Origin of the sequence: Luteitalea sp., assembly GCF_044337415.1 — a bacterium.
In the GTDB taxonomy this organism is placed as follows: Bacteria; Acidobacteriota; Vicinamibacteria; order Vicinamibacterales; family Vicinamibacteraceae; genus Luteitalea.
The window spans coordinates 1-15,941 of sequence record NZ_JBIINP010000096.1; the positions used below are offsets into that span (position 1 = coordinate 1).

At 70.4% G+C, this 15,941-nt stretch carries 12 protein-coding genes; 2 read left to right on the top strand and 10 right to left on the bottom strand.

The annotated features are described in order from the left end of the window. Positions 1–2,985 (top strand): efflux RND transporter permease subunit (locus tag ACIRDX_RS14035; protein WP_396626064.1); only part of this gene is annotated, 2,985 nt, incomplete at its 5' end. Between the two features lie 112 nt (positions 2,986–3,097). On the opposite strand, the gene ACIRDX_RS14040 is transcribed toward ACIRDX_RS14035, so the two are convergent. The 10 genes from ACIRDX_RS14040 to ACIRDX_RS14085 form a co-directional block, all read right to left on the bottom strand. Next, entirely contained in the window at positions 3,098–4,315 is a 1,218-nt protein-coding gene (locus tag ACIRDX_RS14040; protein ID WP_396626065.1) for a hypothetical protein, read from the bottom strand. 6 nt (positions 4,316–4,321) lie between these two features. Further along, positions 4,322–6,985, bottom strand: a complete 2,664-nt coding sequence (locus tag ACIRDX_RS14045; RefSeq protein WP_396626066.1) for a M14 family metallopeptidase — start codon at positions 6,983–6,985, stop codon at positions 4,322–4,324. A gap of 96 nt (positions 6,986–7,081) precedes the next feature. Beyond that, a complete protein-coding gene (gene folK / locus ACIRDX_RS14050; RefSeq protein ID WP_396626067.1) occupies positions 7,082–7,555 on the bottom strand; it encodes a 2-amino-4-hydroxy-6-hydroxymethyldihydropteridine diphosphokinase in 474 nt (157 codons plus the stop codon). Next, the gene (locus ACIRDX_RS14055) at positions 7,543–8,031 is read right to left on the bottom strand and encodes a hypothetical protein (RefSeq protein ID WP_396626068.1); all 489 of its coding nucleotides are present in this window, start codon (positions 8,029–8,031) and stop codon (positions 7,543–7,545) included. Before ACIRDX_RS14055 ends, folK begins: the two co-directional genes overlap by 13 nt. After that, the gene (locus tag ACIRDX_RS14060) at positions 8,028–8,366 is read right to left on the bottom strand and encodes a TraR/DksA family transcriptional regulator (RefSeq protein ID WP_396626069.1); all 339 of its coding nucleotides are present in this window, start codon (positions 8,364–8,366) and stop codon (positions 8,028–8,030) included. Before ACIRDX_RS14060 ends, ACIRDX_RS14055 begins: the two co-directional genes overlap by 4 nt. A 101-nt stretch (positions 8,367–8,467) precedes the next feature. Continuing rightward, positions 8,468–11,008, bottom strand: a complete 2,541-nt coding sequence (locus ACIRDX_RS14065; RefSeq protein ID WP_396626070.1) for an ABC transporter permease — start codon at positions 11,006–11,008, stop codon at positions 8,468–8,470. A 3-nt stretch (positions 11,009–11,011) separates the two neighbouring features. After that, positions 11,012–11,722: an ABC transporter ATP-binding protein gene (locus tag ACIRDX_RS14070; protein WP_396626071.1), complete on the bottom strand. Its 711-nt coding sequence runs from the start codon at positions 11,720–11,722 to the stop codon at positions 11,012–11,014. Then, complete coding sequence (locus ACIRDX_RS14075; RefSeq protein ID WP_396626072.1) at positions 11,719–12,432, bottom strand: arylesterase; 714 nt, start codon at positions 12,430–12,432, stop codon at positions 11,719–11,721. Before ACIRDX_RS14075 ends, ACIRDX_RS14070 begins: the two co-directional genes overlap by 4 nt. A 1-nt stretch (position 12,433) precedes the next feature. Further along, positions 12,434–12,682: a hypothetical protein gene (locus tag ACIRDX_RS14080; protein WP_396626073.1), complete on the bottom strand. Its 249-nt coding sequence runs from the start codon at positions 12,680–12,682 to the stop codon at positions 12,434–12,436. A 123-nt stretch (positions 12,683–12,805) separates the two neighbouring features. Beyond that, a complete protein-coding gene (locus ACIRDX_RS14085) occupies positions 12,806–14,596 on the bottom strand; it encodes a TonB-dependent receptor plug domain-containing protein (RefSeq protein WP_396626074.1) in 1,791 nt (596 codons plus the stop codon). A 98-nt stretch (positions 14,597–14,694) separates the two neighbouring features. Between ACIRDX_RS14085 and ACIRDX_RS14090 the strand changes: the two genes are divergently transcribed. Further along, positions 14,695–15,941: DPP IV N-terminal domain-containing protein (locus ACIRDX_RS14090; protein ID WP_396626075.1), on the top strand; the 1,247-nt coding region annotated here is incomplete at its 3' end.

Consider the following 15,941-nt stretch of genomic DNA (forward strand, 5'->3'; position numbering starts at 1 on the left):
GGGCCGCGCGAGATCGAGGAGACGATCACGCGGCCGATCGAGCAGACGGTCAGCGCGGTGGCGGGCCTCGACCAGCTGAGCTCGACCTCGTCGGAGGGCAGCAGCACGGTGCGGCTGAACTTCGTGTGGGGCACCGACCTGGGCGAGGCGGCCGACGACCTCCGCAGCCGCATCGACCGCATCCGCGGCCGGCTGCCCGAGGACGCCGACCCGCCGATCATCTTCAAGTTCGACTCCTCGTCGTGGCCGATCATGACCATCGCGGTCTCGGCCGAGGGCGACATGACGCAGGTGCAGTTGCGCGAGATGGCCGAGCGCATCCTGTCGCCGCGCCTCGAGCGCGTCAACGGCGTCGCGGCCGTGACCGTGCAGGGCGGGCTGCGCCGGCAGATCCGCGTCGATCTCTCGAAGGAGAAGATCACGGCGCTCGGGTTGCCGGTCGACCAGATCGTCCGCGTACTCCGCACGGAGAACCAGAACATCCCGGTCGGCGAGATCAACGAGGGGTCGCTGACCTACCTGGTGCGCAGCCCGGGCCAGTTCAACAACCTCGACGAGATCCGCAACCTCGTGGTGCTCACGCGCGAGGGCGTGCCGGTCTACATGCGCGACATCGCGGAGGTTCGCGACGGCACCGAGGACTTCCGCCAGTTCACGCGCGTCAACGGCAAGCCCGGCGTGCAGATGCGCGTGACCAAGCAGTCGGGCGAGAACACCGTCGCCATCTCGGAGGCCGTGCACCGCGAGGTGACCCGCATCAACCGCGAGGTGCCCGGCGTGGCCCTGACGGTCTCCAACGACAGCGCGGTGTTCATCGAGCAGTCGATCGCCTCGGTGCGCGAGGCCGTGATGCTCGGCTCGGTGTTCGTCATCCTGATCATCTTCGTGTTCCTGCGCAGCTGGCGGTCGACGCTGATCATCTGCACGTCGATCCCGATCTCGATCATCGGGACCTTCGCGCTGCTCTTCTTCGGCGGGTACACGCTGAACACGATGACGTTCGGCGGCCTGGCGCTGGGCGTCGGCATGATCGTCGACGCCTCCATCGTCGTGCTCGAGAACACGCAGCGCCACCTCGAGATGGGCAAGCCCGTGAAGCAGGCCGCCATCGAGGGCAGCGAGGAGATCTGGAGCGCCATCCTGGCCTCGACGCTGACGCACATCGCGGTGTTCGTGCCGCTGTTCTTCCTCACCGGCTTCTCGAGCGTGCTGTTCAAGCAGCTGTCGGTGGTGGTCGTCTTCTCGCTGCTGATGTCGCTGTTCGTCGCCGTCACGCTGGTGCCGGTGCTGTGCTCGCTGCTGATGACGCCGCACGACGCCGAGAAGGAGCGCGACGGCATCACCGGCTGGCTGTTCACCCGGAGCGGTGCCCTGCTCGACGGGCTCGACAACAAGTACGCGAAGTTCCTCGCCCTGGCGCTGCGCCACCGCCCCACCGTGCTGGCCTTCGGCGCCTCGGTCTTCGCCCTGTCGGTGTTCCTGTTCCCCTACCTGAAGTTCGAGCTGATGCCGCAGACCGACGAGGGCGAGGTCCGCGTCGACATCGAGCTGCCGGTCGGCACGCGCGTCGAGCAGACGCAGGCGGCAATCCTCGAGGTCGAGGACAAGATTCGCAAGGTCGTGCCCGAGCTCGTGACGCTGATCTCGCAGGGCGGCGGCGGCGGCTTCATGGGCGGCGCCAGCACGCACCGCGGCGACCTCACGCTCACGCTCAAGCCCAAGGCGGAGCGCACGCGCAGCAACGAGCAGATCGCCCAGGACCTCCGCCGGCAGCTGACCGGCATCCCGGGCGTGATCGCTCGCTCCCGTGCCTCGGGCGGCTCGCAGCTGAACCGTGTGCTCGGCGGCAACCAGGACGCCCGCCTGTCGCTCGAGATCCGCGGCTACGACTTCGACGACGCGACGCGCCTGGTGACCCAGTCGGAGGCGTTGCTGCGGACGGTGCCCGGCATCGCCGACGTGCGCCGCGCACGCCAGGACGGCCGGCCCGAACTGGCCGTGCGCGTCGACCGCGACAAGGCCGCGATCTTCGGCCTCAGCGTGACCGGCGTGGCCGACACGCTGCGCACCAACGTCGCCGGCACCCAGGCGGCGTTCTACCGCGAGCGTGGCCAGGAGTACCCGATCGTCGTGCGCCTCCGCCAGGAGGATCGTGCCCACATCACCGACGTCGGCGACGTGCTCGTGAGCGCGCCGGGCAACCGCGTGATCCCCGCCCGCAGCCTGCTCACGGTGGAGCCGGAGAACAGCCCGGTGGAGATCGAGCGCAAGAACCAGGAGCGCATCTCGCGGGTCAACGCCGAGCTCGAGGTCAGCCTCTCGGAAGCGGTGGCCAACGTCGAGAAGCGGCTGCCTGAACTCGAAGTCCCCGGCGACTTCCAGGTCGGCTTCGGCGCCGAGCTCGAGGAACAGATCAAGGCCTTCACGCAGCTGAAGTACCTGCTGATCCTCGCGGTCATCCTCGTGTACGCGGTGATGGCGTCGCAGTACGAGTCGTTCCGCGACCCGTTCATCATCATGTTCTCGATCCCGCTGGCGACGATCGGCGTGGTCGGGGCGCTGCTCCTCACGAACACGACGTTCAGCTTGCAGGCCTACATCGGCGTCATCATGCTGGCCGGCATCGTCGTGTCCAACGCCATCCTGCTGGTCGACTACACGTCGACGCTGCGGCACCGCGACGGCATGGAGCTGTTCGAGGCCGCCGTCACGGCAGGGCGGACACGCCTGCGCCCGATCGTCATGACGACGCTCACGACGATTCTCGGCCTCGTGCCGATGGCGTTCGAGATCGGCGAGGGCGCCGAGCTGCAGGCGCCGCTGGCGCGCGTGGTCATTGGCGGCCTGCTCGCCTCGACGCTGATCACGCTGGTGTTCGTGCCCACCGTGTACACGCTGTTCGAGCAGGGCTTCAAGAGCCTGCGCCGCAAGTCGGCTGTCAAGGCAACCGAGCCCGGCGACGCCGTCGCCCGCGTCGACCTGTAGAGCTCGGTCGTCAGCGCGTCATCGTCACTGACCGTCGGGCAAGTCCGACGGCTACGTACCACGGCGCAACGAAGGGCCCGCTGGCGTCCAGCGGGCCCTTCGTCGTTCCAGCCTAGAACTGGAACGTCAGGAAGTGTCCGCGCAGGTTCGCGTTGCTCGCGGGCTTGGTCATGGTCGGGTGATGCCCGAAGGCGTACACGAACTTCGGGTTGGCGACGAAGCACGCCGCGCGCCACCCGCTGAAGCGCGCCAGGGCCCGGCCCATGTCGTCGTAGAGATCGAGCAGTTCGTGCTCCCCACGCTCGCCGCCGATCCGCACGCCGTAGGGCGGATTGATGCAGAACACGCCCGGTCGCATGTCGCGCACCTCCGGGAGCAGGGCCTCGATGCGCTCCGGCGTCAGGCGCCGCACGTCCTGCTGCCCGATGACGATGGACTGGTCGAAGGCGGCGCCGGTCAGGCCCGCCGCGCGCAGGTTGCCCACCATCGCCTTGATGCACTCGCCGTCGGCGTCGAGCGCGACGATCTTCGCCGCGGTCCCGGGAAACAGGTCGGGCGTCTCGCCCGGTAGTCCCTCGAAGGCTGCGAGGCGGCGCCACGGCAGTTCGGAAGGGTGACGGATGGCCGCGCCCACGGCAAGGCCCGCCGCCTCGATCGGAATCGTGGCGCTGCCAGTCATCGGATCGACGAGCGGCTCGGTGCGCGCGTCCCAGCGCGACAGCATGATCAACTGCGCCGCGAGCGTCTCGCGCAGTGGCGCGAGCCCGGTGGCCACGCGCGCGCCACGCCGATGGCGGCTGCTGCCGCCGAGGTCGATGCCCACCACGGTCCGACGCGCCTCTGGGGTGCCTGCCCGCCGCACGATGAACACGACATCGGGCGCCTCGCTGTCGATGTCGGCCGTCACACCCCGCGACGCCAGGGCCTCGACGATGGCGTTCTTGACGACGCCCCGCAGTTGGAGCGGCGACGCTTCGAAGTCGGAAGCCGCACCGACCTCGACAGAGAAGCGGAGCTCCGGGCCCCCGGGCAGCCGGTCGTCCGACGAGAGCACGGGTACCAGGTCCTCGAAGAGTGGCTCGAGCCGCACGGCGGCACTCGAGCACAGGTCCCAGGAGATGCGCGACGACGTGCGGTGGTAGCAGGCCGCAACCCAGGCGACCCGGGCATCGAAGGGATAAAGGAGCGTCTCATCGCCCTCACGCTTAGGGTTGGGCACCCGCACGTCGAAGGCCGAGCGCATCACCAGGCGCTTGAGTTCGGCCTCCATCACCCGGTTCGCCCCGCCGGACCCCGTCAGTCGCAGATCGTCGCAACGTCGAGCGTTCACGCGCCCCTACCTCTCGGTCAACAACGCGTTGAACACCAGCTTGAACGTGCCGTGTGTCTGCGCGCGGTTCTGCGGGCGGAAGCCGATGAGGACGACACGGCCCTTGCCCTGCGCGACGGCGACGGCCGCGGCCTTGCGGGCGATGACCTGCTCACCGATCAGCCAACCGCTCTGCAGGAGATCGCGTTCGACATAGGTCGCGAGGATGGCGACGTCCTGGCTGCGGTCGGTGGAGGTCACTTCGTAGGCCTGACTGCCGGCCATGAAGAGCGCGAGGCCCTCGGCTGGCATGCCGTACGCCAGCGGATGGTCGTTGGCGTACCTGACCTTCAGCGTCGAACCTGGCGCCCAGAACTCCTTCGACAGCACACCAGCGACCACGTTGCGCACCGGCAGGGTGAAGCGCTGCACCGGCAGGTCGGCGGCCTGGCCGAACGTGACCAGCGTGCCACCCTCCTCCACGAAGGCCTGCAGGGCCTTCACCCCGTCGGCGCCGAATCCGCTGCGGAACTCAGGCGGCGTGCGGCGCTGGCCCGCGTCCCCGCCTTCGCCGCCACCACCACCGCCACGGGTGCCGCCCGGCGGATCGTCCCCCGTCATCGCGGCGATCGAATCGGCCGGCAGCACGATCACGTCGAACTTCGCCTGCAGTCCGCCGGCCTTGAGATCGGCGTCGCGCACCGACGTGAACGGCACGTCGAACTGCTCGAACAGGAGGCGTGTCCAGCCCTCGTCCATGTTGCCGCCGCGATAGCGCTGGAAGAGCCCGATGCGCGGCGCTTTCAGGGCCGTCATGTTCGCAGGGACAGGATTGGTGGCCGCGACGAAGTCCACGCCCGCCTGCCGGGCGATGGCAGCGACATCACCCGGCGGCACGAGGAAGTCGCCCGCGCGGATGCGCCCATCCGTGGTGCCGGCATTGACCCGGCGCACGCCAACACCCTTGGCCAGCAGCAGGAACACGGCGCGATAGCTGTCGTTGAGGCGACCATCGAGCACGTAGCCATGCGGCGCAGAGGCCGCGACGGTGGCAGCGGGCACGAGCGGCGCCGCGACCTTCACGAGCGAGGCCGCCGGTACCGGCTCGCCGATCGGGTCGCTCCGCACCCCCATGAACTCGCCGAACGTGTCGGTGGACATGTCGTAAGGCCGGATGGGATCGCCGTCGCGTTCCCGCGTGTAGGTGTTGTCGGGGTAGAACGTGCGGCCGAGCATCCAGCGGACGAGCGCCTGCTTGGGCTGCGCCATCGAGACGACGAACGATCCCCTGGCGTACACGCGGCCCTCGACGATGACCTGCGCCGTGGCCTCGTGGACCTCCACGCCCGACGCCATCAGCATGTTCACGAGCTTGCGCACCGTGAGCGGGTCGTGCTGGCCGGCGGCGATGACGTAGGCCTTCACGGGGCCCGTCCTCCCCCGCTCCACCTGCCGCGATGCCTTCAGGTACATGTTGCGCAGCACCGTCTCGCGGTTGCGCGCGGCGAGGTCCACCGTGGCCCACGCGGCGATCTTCTGCTGCTCGACGATGTCGCGCACGCGCCACCAGCCGCCCGGCCACACGCTCGGCATGGTGGTCTGCGGCTCGTAGGACGGCAGGTTGCGCGGTCCCCCGCGCAACTGGTCCGGATGGAGGAACATCGGCGTCGCAAGTCGCGCACTGGCCGACTCGGTGAGCATGCCGGCGATGTTGTGGAACGGCGTGATCCAGTGGAAGCCCATGTGCCCCCACCCCGAGTAGATGGCCGCGCCGACGACGCCGGTCTTCCCCGCCGCCTCCAACTGCGTCCCCATGTGCGCGCCCCACCACGACATCTCGCGCCACACGAGCGGGTCACCGTCCGGGCGAATGGGCTCGGCGTACGGCGGGATGTAGAGCCGCGCGTTGGTCGCGCCCATCTGGTGGTGATCGACGTAGGCCTGCGGTACCCACTCGCGATAGAGGATCTTCGCGAGGTTGCGTGACTCAGGCAGGTTGAGCGCGAAGCCGTCGCGGTTGTTGTCGTGGCCCGCGTACTTCTGGTAGAGCCACGGCAGCGCCGCCGCCTCGAACTCGGTGCCGACGTACTTCATGTACCAGTCGGCGATCATCTGCGTGCCGTCCGGGTTGATCGACGGCACGACGATGCTGATCACCTGGTCGCGCACACGGACGGCTTCCTCGTCGTTGCGCGTCAGGCTGTCGTACACGAACTCGGCCGCCGTCTGCGCCGCCGCGACCTCGCTCGAGTGCAGCGCGAAGGTCTGGATGACGACGGCGCGGCCCTCCTTGACGATGCGGTCGATCTCGGCCTGCGTGGCTGCGCGCGGATCGGCGAGCGTGGCATTCATCTGGCGGATCGCCTCGAGCCTGGCCAGGTTGGCCGGCGACGAGATGAACAGCGCGATGTACGGACGCCCTTCGCTGGACTGGCCGAGTTCGACCAGCTTCACCCGGTCGGAGGTCTTCGCCAGTGACTGGTAGTACGCCAGCAGGCGGTCCCAGTCGGCGAGCTTGCGGTCTGCGCCCATGCGGAACCCGAAATACTGCTCGGGCGTCTGCAGCGCCGCGCCCGATTGCGCGGCCACGGTCGTGGAATGGAGCGACGAGAGCGCCACGGCGAGGGCGCCGGCCACGGCCAGCGCGGCGAGGGCGCGCCGGAGCAGGGACGGACGAGGTCCGATGAGCATGCAGGATTGTAGCGACAGCACCGGGACGCCGGGGTGAGGACGGTCGCACGCGACCGCACCGGGTGGGTCGCGGCGGGGGTCGCGGCGGGGGCCGCCTCAGGCGTCGAGTCGCGCGTGCAGGTCGCGGACGGTGAGCCCCGACACGGGATCCACCCAGTCGCCGGCGACTTCCGACAGCGGCTGCAGCACGAAGACACGCTCGCGGAACCGTGGGTGCGGCACCTGCAAGCCGGGCTCGTCGATGACGAAATCGCCGTAGAGGATGAGGTCGAGGTCGAGCGTGCGGGGGGCATTCACGTACGGGCGCTCGCGGCCCGCATCCTGCTCGATCCCATGCAGCGCGTCGAGCAGGGCACGAGGCGCCAGCAGCGTGGTGCCGACGACGACCTCGTTCAGGTAGCGGGGGGCGTCGGGCAGGCTGGCGACGGGCTCGGTCTCGTAGCGGGCCGAGGCGACCGCGCCGCTCAGCAGCACGGCAAGGCGGTCCTCGGCCTCGTCGAGCCGGGCATCGCGATCGCCGAGGTTGCTGCCCAGGGCAATCGCGACGGGAACGCGCGCTACTCCACCCACCGGACGGGCAGGACGCCGTCGCCGGTGCTCGCGCCCGCCATGCGGCGGCCGAGCAGGTCGTCGCGGCCCTCGACCGCGTACGCGAAGAAGCGCTGGTGTTCGCGCATCTCGCCGAGCATGAGGGTGAGCATGGTGCGATGGCGCGCGTTGGTCATGGCCGCCACCTTCGGCGACCACTTGTCGATGAACGCCTGCTGCTGCCGCGCATCGTCCTCGATGACGGCCGCTTCACGCTTCTTGCCCTTGCCGTCGGGCAACGAGAGCGGCGTGATGCTGTTGTCCACGGTACCGCCGAGGTCGGCAATCGCGGCACGTACCCACTGCAGGTGGTGCTCGTCGCGCCCGACCACGTTCTGGTACGTGTTGTTGAACTCGTAGTCGGCCACGGCCTGCGCGCCCTTCACATGGCGGTCGAACAGGGCGAGACGCTCGCGGTAGAGGTCCTGCAGCAGCGACAGGGTGGCAGTTGCCTTCACTTCTGTTTCTCCTTGCAGGTGATGCAGGAACGCGTCCAGGGAATCGCCCGGAGGCGCGCCGCCGAAATCATCTCGCCACAGTCGCGACAGACGCCGTAGGTGCCGCGATCGATGCGCTCGAGCGCTTCCTCGATGGCCTGCATGATCTTGGCGTCGGTCGAGCGGAGCTTGAGGGCGATGTGCACCTCGTTGATGCCCTCGGCCTGATCCGCCATGTCGCCCTGACGGCTGTTCCCCATCATCGACCCGATGGGCTTGAGCCCCTCGCTGGACAGCAACTCGCGCTTCTTGCGCAGCAGGGCTTCCTGGAACTCCGACATATCCACAGTGGGCACTCCCCTCCTGCCCGTCCCCGGACAGGAAGCTAATCGGGCCATGTTAGCACCTCCGGAGGGTCGGCAGGCCGACGTCGGCGGTCGGCAGCCGGGCGACGGGCCTACTCGGCGCGGAGCACGCCGAGCGGGCGCTTGCGGACCACGTCCAGGCTGGCCAGGATACCGACGGCCCCGACGAGCAGGGACGTCAACAGCACTCCGAGGACGACGGTGCCGGGGGCGGGGCGCCATGGCATGTCGAACAGGTAGCGCGACACGGCCCAGCTGAGCGCGAGGGCGCCCAGGGCCCCGACCAATCCGCCCAGGAAGCCGAGCCCGAGGTACTCGAGGGCGACCATGGTCGTGATGGTGCGCGGTGGCGCGCCCAGCGTCTTGAGGATGGCCGACTCGTAGAGCCGCTGGAAGCGCGTCATGGCGACGGAGCCGACGACGATCAACACGCCGCTGAAGAGCGCGAGACCGCCGACGGCAGAGATGGCGAGCGACACGTTTTGCAGGATCCCCTGCGCGGCGCGGACCACCTCCCGGACGTCGACGGCCGAGACGTTGCCGTGCGCGGCGACGAGGTCGCGCTGCAGCCGGGCCCGCCCGTCGGCCGTCTCGGGCCCGCGCAGCACGCCCATGAACCCGTGCGGCGCCTTCTCGAGCGCGCCCGGCCGGAACACGAACATGAACCCACCCGACCGCACGTCGTTCCAGTCGACGTTGCGCACGGAGGTCACCCGGGCTTCGATCACCCGCCCGAGCACGTCGAAGCGCACCACGTCGCCCATCTGCAGCCCGGCGTTGCGCCGCAGCGACTCCTCGATCGACACCTCCGGCATGCTGCCGGGCGCCGACGGCCAGAGGGCATCGCCGTCCACGAGCGTCTCGTTGGCCTCGAGCGTGTCGCGATAGGTGACCACGAACTCCCTGCCGAGCCCCTGCCGCCCCTGCACGCCCTCGACGCCATCGACGCTCGAGGTCGCGCCGCGCACGCCGGTCACCCGGGCCCGCAGCACGGGAATCAGCCGCAGCGCCCGCGCGCCTGGCGTCGACGCCACGACCTTCTCCACGTCGGCCGCCTGGTCGCGCTGCACGTCGAGCAGGAACATGTCGGGAGCATCGGGACGCAGTTCGAGCGAGAACTGCTGCAGGAGCGCGCCCTGCACGAGACGGACACCCAGGATGAAGAAGGCCCCCAGCCCGACGGCCAGCAGGATCACGCGGGTCTGGTTGCCCGGCCGGGCCAGGCTCAGCACGGCGTGCCGCAGGGCGAACACGCGCGACCGTCGCAGCGGACGCACGAGACGGACGACCGCCGCCGACGTGGCAAAGAGCACGCCGGTGACCACGAGCAGGCCGATGGTGACGATGAGCCCGGCCTTGAGGGAGGCCGCCTGCCACGAGGCCACGAGGGCAAGGGCCACGCCCACGGCCGCGACCGTCGCCCACTGCGCCCAGTCGATCTGCCGGAGCCGGCCGCCGAGCGACGTGCGCGCCGACTCGTCGCGCAGCAGCCACAGCGGGCGCACACGGCGCACCTCGAGCAGCGGCACCAGCGCGAACAGGAGCGAGACCAGCACGCCCACCGCCACCGCCTGCACCGAGGCCTGCGGCGTGAGGCGCGCGTCGAGCCGGTCGAGGCCGAACAACCCGCCGGGCAGGAACCGCAAGGCCACCGCGCCGAGCGCCAGCCCGAGCAGGCTGCCCAGCATGCCCAGCGTCGCCACCTGGGCCACGTAGATGCCGAGGATCTGCCGGCTCGTCGCGCCCAGGCACTTCATGACGGCGATGCTGCGGATGCGCTGCCCGATGAACACGCGCGTCACGCTCCAGACGCCGATGCCGCCGAGCACCACCATCACGAAGCCGATCAGGCTGAGGTAGTTCTCGGCGACCCGCAGGTCCTCGCCCAGCCGATCCTCGGTGGACCGGTACGACCGCGCCGAGACGAAGCTGCCCTTGAACTGATCGCGCACCCCGGTGACGAGCGGATCGATGCCGGCCTCGTCGACCTTCAGCAGGATGGCGAACCGCGCGCGGGCGCCGTACTGCAACAGGCCCGTCTGCTCGAGCGCCGCCCGCGCGATGATCACGCGGGGGCCGAGACTGAACATCCCGGCGCGCCGGCCCGGCTCCTGCTCGATGACGCCGCGGATGGTGAAGGCGCCGTTGCCGATGCGGACCTGATCGCCGACATTGACGTCGAGCTGCACCAACAGTTCCGGGCGCACCAGCACACCGCCGTCGTCGAGCAATGCCGGCGAGAACGCCTGATCGCGCAGCACGAGTTGGCCGTACAGCGGATACCCGCGGTCGACCGCCTGCAACTCGGCCATGCGAGCGACGGCCTTGGCTTCATCGGCGGGCCGCACCATGGTCGCCAGTTCCACCACCTCGACCCGTTCGCGGACCGGCGCACGGGCGATGGCCGCGTCGACCTTGGCGAGCGCATCGGCAGGCCATGGCCGGTTGGTCGAGAAGACCACGTCGGCCGCCGTGAGCGTGCGGGCCTCCTTGACCAGAGCGGTGCGGACGTTCTGGATGACCGAGCGCAGCGCCGCGATGGCGCCCACGCCGATGGCCACGCACAGGAAGAAGAAGATGAGGCGGCCCCAGGCGGCGCGCAGTTCGCGCCACACCATGCGCAGCGTGAACACGGGTCAGTGCGCTCCCGACGCGACGATGGCCGGTTCGCCGGCGGAGCGCTCGATGCGCTCGACGACGCGACCGTCGCGCATCACGATCTGCACGTCGGCCAGTGCGGCCAGTTCACGGTCGTGCGTCACCAGCACGAGCGTGGTGCCGCGTCGCCGGTTCACGTCGAGCAGCAGGTCGACCACGTGCTGCCCGTTGGCCGAGTCGAGGTTGCCGGTGGGCTCGTCGGCCAGCAGCACCTTCGGCTCGTTGGCCAGGGCCCGGGCCAGCGCCACGCGCTGCTGCTCACCGCCCGAGAGCTGCGAGGGGTAGTGATGCACGCGGGCGTCGAGTCCCACCTCGTGGAGCAGGCGGGTGGCGCGCGCGTGGGCGTCGGTCGCGCCGGCCAGTTCCATCGGCACGAGCACGTTCTCGAAGGCCGTCAGCGACGGCATCAGGTGGAAGAACTGGAAGACGAAGCCGATCAGCCGCCCGCGCAGGCGCGCCAGTGCGTCTTCCCCGAGGGTGGTGATCGTCGTCCCGTCGATGACGATGTCGCCGGTGGTCGGCGCATCGAGGCCGGCCATCAGGCCGAGCAGCGTGCTCTTGCCGCTGCCGGATGGCCCGACGATGGCGAGGGACCGGCCGGTGGGGATGGTGAGATCCAGGGGATGCAGGATGGTCAGCGGCGAGCCGCCGCTGTCCACCGTCTTCGACACGCCACGCAGTTCGATCATGAGGTCGCCAGGGCGCGGGTCAGCAACGGCTGCAGGGCGCGCCAGACGAGGTTGGCCACGCGCCGCGTGCCTTCCTCGTTGGGATGGATGCCGTCCGACTGGTTCAGCGCCGCGTCGCCCGCGACCCCGTCGAGGAAGAACGGCAGGAAGGCCACGTCGTGCTCGTCGGCCAGGTCGCGGTAGACCTGGCGGAACTCGCGCGTGTATTGCGGGCCGAAGTTGGGCGGCGCCTCCATGCCGCAGAGCAGGACGGCGATCTTGCGGTCCTTCGCCGTGCGGATCATCTGCGAGAGGTTGTCACGCATCTGCGCGGCGGGGAGGCCGCGAAGCCCGTCGTTGGCCCCGAGTTCGAGCACGAGCACGCGCACGTCACCGTCGAGCGCCCAGTCGAGGCGGCGCAGGCCGCCCGCGGTGGTGTCGCCGGAGACGCCGGCGTTCACGACTTCCATGCCGAGACCGGCCTGATCGATCTTCTGCTGCACGAGCGACGGCCAGGCCTGCTCGGGCGCCAGGCCGAGACCGGCGGTGAGGCTGTCGCCCAGCGCGACCACGCGCGGGCGCGAGGCGGACGGGGCTGCGACAGTACCGCCAGAAGAAGCCGCACCCGCCGAGCCGGACGGCGCCGCCGCGGGGCGGTCAGGCACCGCGTCGCGCGCACACGCCGAGGCGAGGGCCACCAGCGAGAGGCCGAGAAAGGCGCGGCGCTGCACGCTAGGCCTCCTGCGCGGCAAGGCGCGCCTCGATGTCGGCCAGCGCCTGCTCGAGCATGCCGCGGTGCTCCGGCCGGCAGGCGCGCTGCAGGTCGGACAACACGCGGGCCCGCGACAGCCGCAACGCCTCCACCTGCTGCCGCCGCGCGGCGTCGGCCTCGGACAGGGACGGCTTCTCCGCCACGGCCTTCCGGGCCGCTGCCGCGTCCTGCTGGTCCTCGACGGACTTGCTCTCCCAGCCTCTGGCCATGGTTCGTTCCCTGGCAATTTGAGATTCGACATTTGAAATTCCCGCGCGCCGGCTGCGCCTCGCGCGGCGGAGGCCGGAGGCCGAGCCGCCTTGAATTTCGAATCTCGAATGTCAAATTGCGGATTACTTCACCGTGATTCCTGCCCTCGCCCACCGCCCCGGCATCGCCACGCCCCGAATCTCCTCGTACGTGGCATCGCCGATGTTGGCCACCTCGACGAACGCGGTGATGCGGCGCACGGGCCGCGACACACGCAGGTCCACCGTGGTCCACGCCGCGCGCCCGTACGGTCGCCGATGCTCCACCCGCGCCGACGTCGCCAACTGCCATGGCAACGAGAGGCTCACGTCGCCGCCCACTCCGTGCGGGGCGTAGTCGTCCACATACTTCGACAGCCCGGAGAGCCGATCGGTCTCGACGCGCGTGTAGGAGTATTGCGCCCCGAGGGCCACCGGGCCTGCCTGCCCGCGCATGAACGCCTCGAACCCGTGGCTCCGGACGTCGCGGATGTTCTCGGTGCGCCAGCGGACGGACGCGTCAGGACGCACCCAGTCGATCACGTCCTGCTCGCGCCGGACGAACCCGGTCACCGTGGCCACCCACGTGCCGCCGAGGTAGGTGTCGACGCCGGTGTCGGCCGTCCATCCCTGCTCCGGCCGCAGCGCGTCGTTGGCGCGGTGATTGGGGTCGGTGTAGAAGCGCTCGGTGAACGTCGGCACACGGAAGGCCCTTCCAACGCTGGCTCGCAACTTCACGCGTGGCCGCACGGGCAGGGCCATCGCGAGCGAGGGGCTGAACGCCGAGCCGAACGTCGTGTAGGCGTCCACGCGCGCGCTCGGATACAGGAGGAGACGCCCGACGCGCGCCTCGAGTTCACCGAAGCCGCTGACCCGGGCCTCCTCACGGTCGCCGAGCGCCGACGATCGCAGCACGTCGCCGGTGGCCTCGATGCCGGTGGTGAGCCGCATCGACGGCGTCAGTCGGCCGCCGACGCGCGCGCCGACGCCGACCACGTGGGTCCGGTGCTGGTTGGGCCGGGCGCCCAGCACGCGCGGGTCGTAGAGGAACTCGTCGCCATGGGTCCGGTACCACGTGTCGCCGGTCAGGCCCCAGGTGCTGGTCAGCGGTCGCTGGTGCCGTGCCGCCACCAGGGTCTGTGTCGTCTGCTCGTGCGACGGGGCCGGGCCGTAGTAGCCAGCCGCGCCGAAGTCCTTGTCGAGGTGCGACACCGCGAGCGTGGTACTGCCGAAGCGGAAATCGGCCCGCACCTGCTGGTGCACGAAGTCGCGCGCGGGCGCGAAGCCGGAGGATCGGTCGACCGAGGCGCTGGCCCCCTGGAACACGCCGAGGGTGGCCGGACGCCACGCCACGCCTCCCTGCACGAGGTCGTACTGCCCGGCCGAAAGCCGCGCCGTCGGCCCGGCCGCCTCACGCTTGGTGATGATGTTGATGACCCCGCCGACCGCGTCGGCGCCATGCAGCGACGAGCCCGCCCCGGCCAGCAGTTCGATGCGCGCGATGTCCTCGAGCGCCACCGGCAGGTCGCCGTTGTGGTGGCCCGTCTGGGGGTCGTTCATGCGCACGCCGTCGACGAGGACCAGCGTCTGGCCGAAGGATGCGCCGCGCACGGAGATGTCGGTCTGCGATCCGAAGGGTCCGCGCTGGCGCACCCACACGCCGGGCAACAGCCGCAGGGCGTCGGTGACCGAGGCCACGGGCAGGCGCTGGATGTCGTCGGCGGTGATGACGGCGAGCGTGCGCCCGACCGCGCCGGCCGACACCGGGGCGGCCGTGCCGGTCACCACGACGCGCTCGTCGAGCGGCGGCACCGGAGAAGCAGGAGGAGTCTGTGCCGAGGCTCCGGTCGCGACCGCAGCGCCCAGCACCACCAGCACGGCGGCAGCGAGTCTCACTCCCCCGATTGTAGCGTTGCCCCTGCGTTACACTCAGCCTTTTGGGCCAGGCGCCGCGCCCAGCGCCGCGCCACGCCGTCCCAGTGAAAGGTCTCCCGATGCTCCAGCGCGTCGCTCCCGCCCTGCTCGTCCTCTCGCTCGTGCTTCCCCACGCGTCCCAGGCCCAGGTCAAGGGCCGGCAGTGGTTCACCTATGACGAGGCCTTCGGCGGCGCGGGACGATTCGGGGGCCAGACGGGCCTGCAGGCGCTGCCGGTGGTGACCGGTTGGCTCGACGCCGAGCACTGGCTCGAGATGCGCGACGGCAAGGTCTGGAAGGTGCGTGCCGCCGACGGCACGGCCACGCTCCACCAGGACCCGGCCGGGCTGACCGAGATCTCGCCGAAGGGCATTGCCACCGGCCCGGTGGCCGCTCGGACCGCCGACGACCGCCTGCACATCCACGTCGTGAACGGCGACCTCTGGGCCGTCGACGTCGCCGGCCGCACGGCGCGCCGCCTCACGCAGACGGCAGCCGCCGAGGAGAATCCGACGCTCTCGCCCGACGGCGGGCAGGTGGCCTACACCCGCGGCGGCAACCTCTTCACGTACGACCTGTCGGCGCGGCTCGAGCGCCAGCTCACCACCGACGGCAACGACACGGTGCGCAACGGGTACGCCTCGTGGGTCTACATGGAGGAGATCCTGGGACGCGCCAGCGGCTACCGGGCATTCTGGTGGTCCCCCGACAGCACCCGCCTCGCGTTCCTGCGCTTCGATGACGCCCCGGTGCCGGTGTTCCCGATCTACTGGGCCGATGGCCAGCACGGGCGGCTCGAGCAGCAGCGCTACCCCAAGGCCGGCGATCCCAACCCCTTCGTGCAGGTCGGCGTCGTCGGCGCCAACGGCGGCGCGACGACGTGGATGCAGTTCCCGCCGAAGGCCGACCACTACCTCGCGTGGCTCTCGTGGACGCGCGACAGCCAGCAGGTGGTCATCCAGTGGATGAACCGCGAACAGGACACCATCCGGGTGCTGCACGGCCATCCGAAGACCGGTGCAGTGACGACGCTCTTCGAGGAGACGCAGTCGTCGTGGGTCAACTGGTTCGAGGACCTGACGACGCTGGCGACGGGTGACCTGATCGTGCGCAGTGACGTCGACGGCTGGGACCACCTGTACCTCCACGGCGCCGACGGCACCCGCAAGCGCCAGCTGACCAGTGGCGCCTGGCGCGTGCGCAGCATCCTCCAGGTCGACGAGGCGGCGGGCGTGGCCTACGTGCTCGCCCAGCCGGGCACCATCGGCGAGACGTGGAACACCGAGTTGCGCCGCGTTCGCCTGGACGGGTCCGGCACCGACACGCT

What these genes read in the sequence shown, in the direction of transcription:
- ACIRDX_RS14045 (WP_396626066.1), bottom strand. Translation starts at nt 6,985, where the DNA reads ATGCTCATCGGACCTCGTCCGTCCCTGCTCCGGCGCGCCCTCGCCGCG.
- ACIRDX_RS14070 (WP_396626071.1), bottom strand. Translation starts at nt 11,722, where the DNA reads ATGATCGAACTGCGTGGCGTGTCGAAGACGGTGGACAGCGGCGGCTCG.
- ACIRDX_RS14080 (WP_396626073.1), bottom strand. Translation starts at nt 12,682, where the DNA reads ATGGCCAGAGGCTGGGAGAGCAAGTCCGTCGAGGACCAGCAGGACGCG.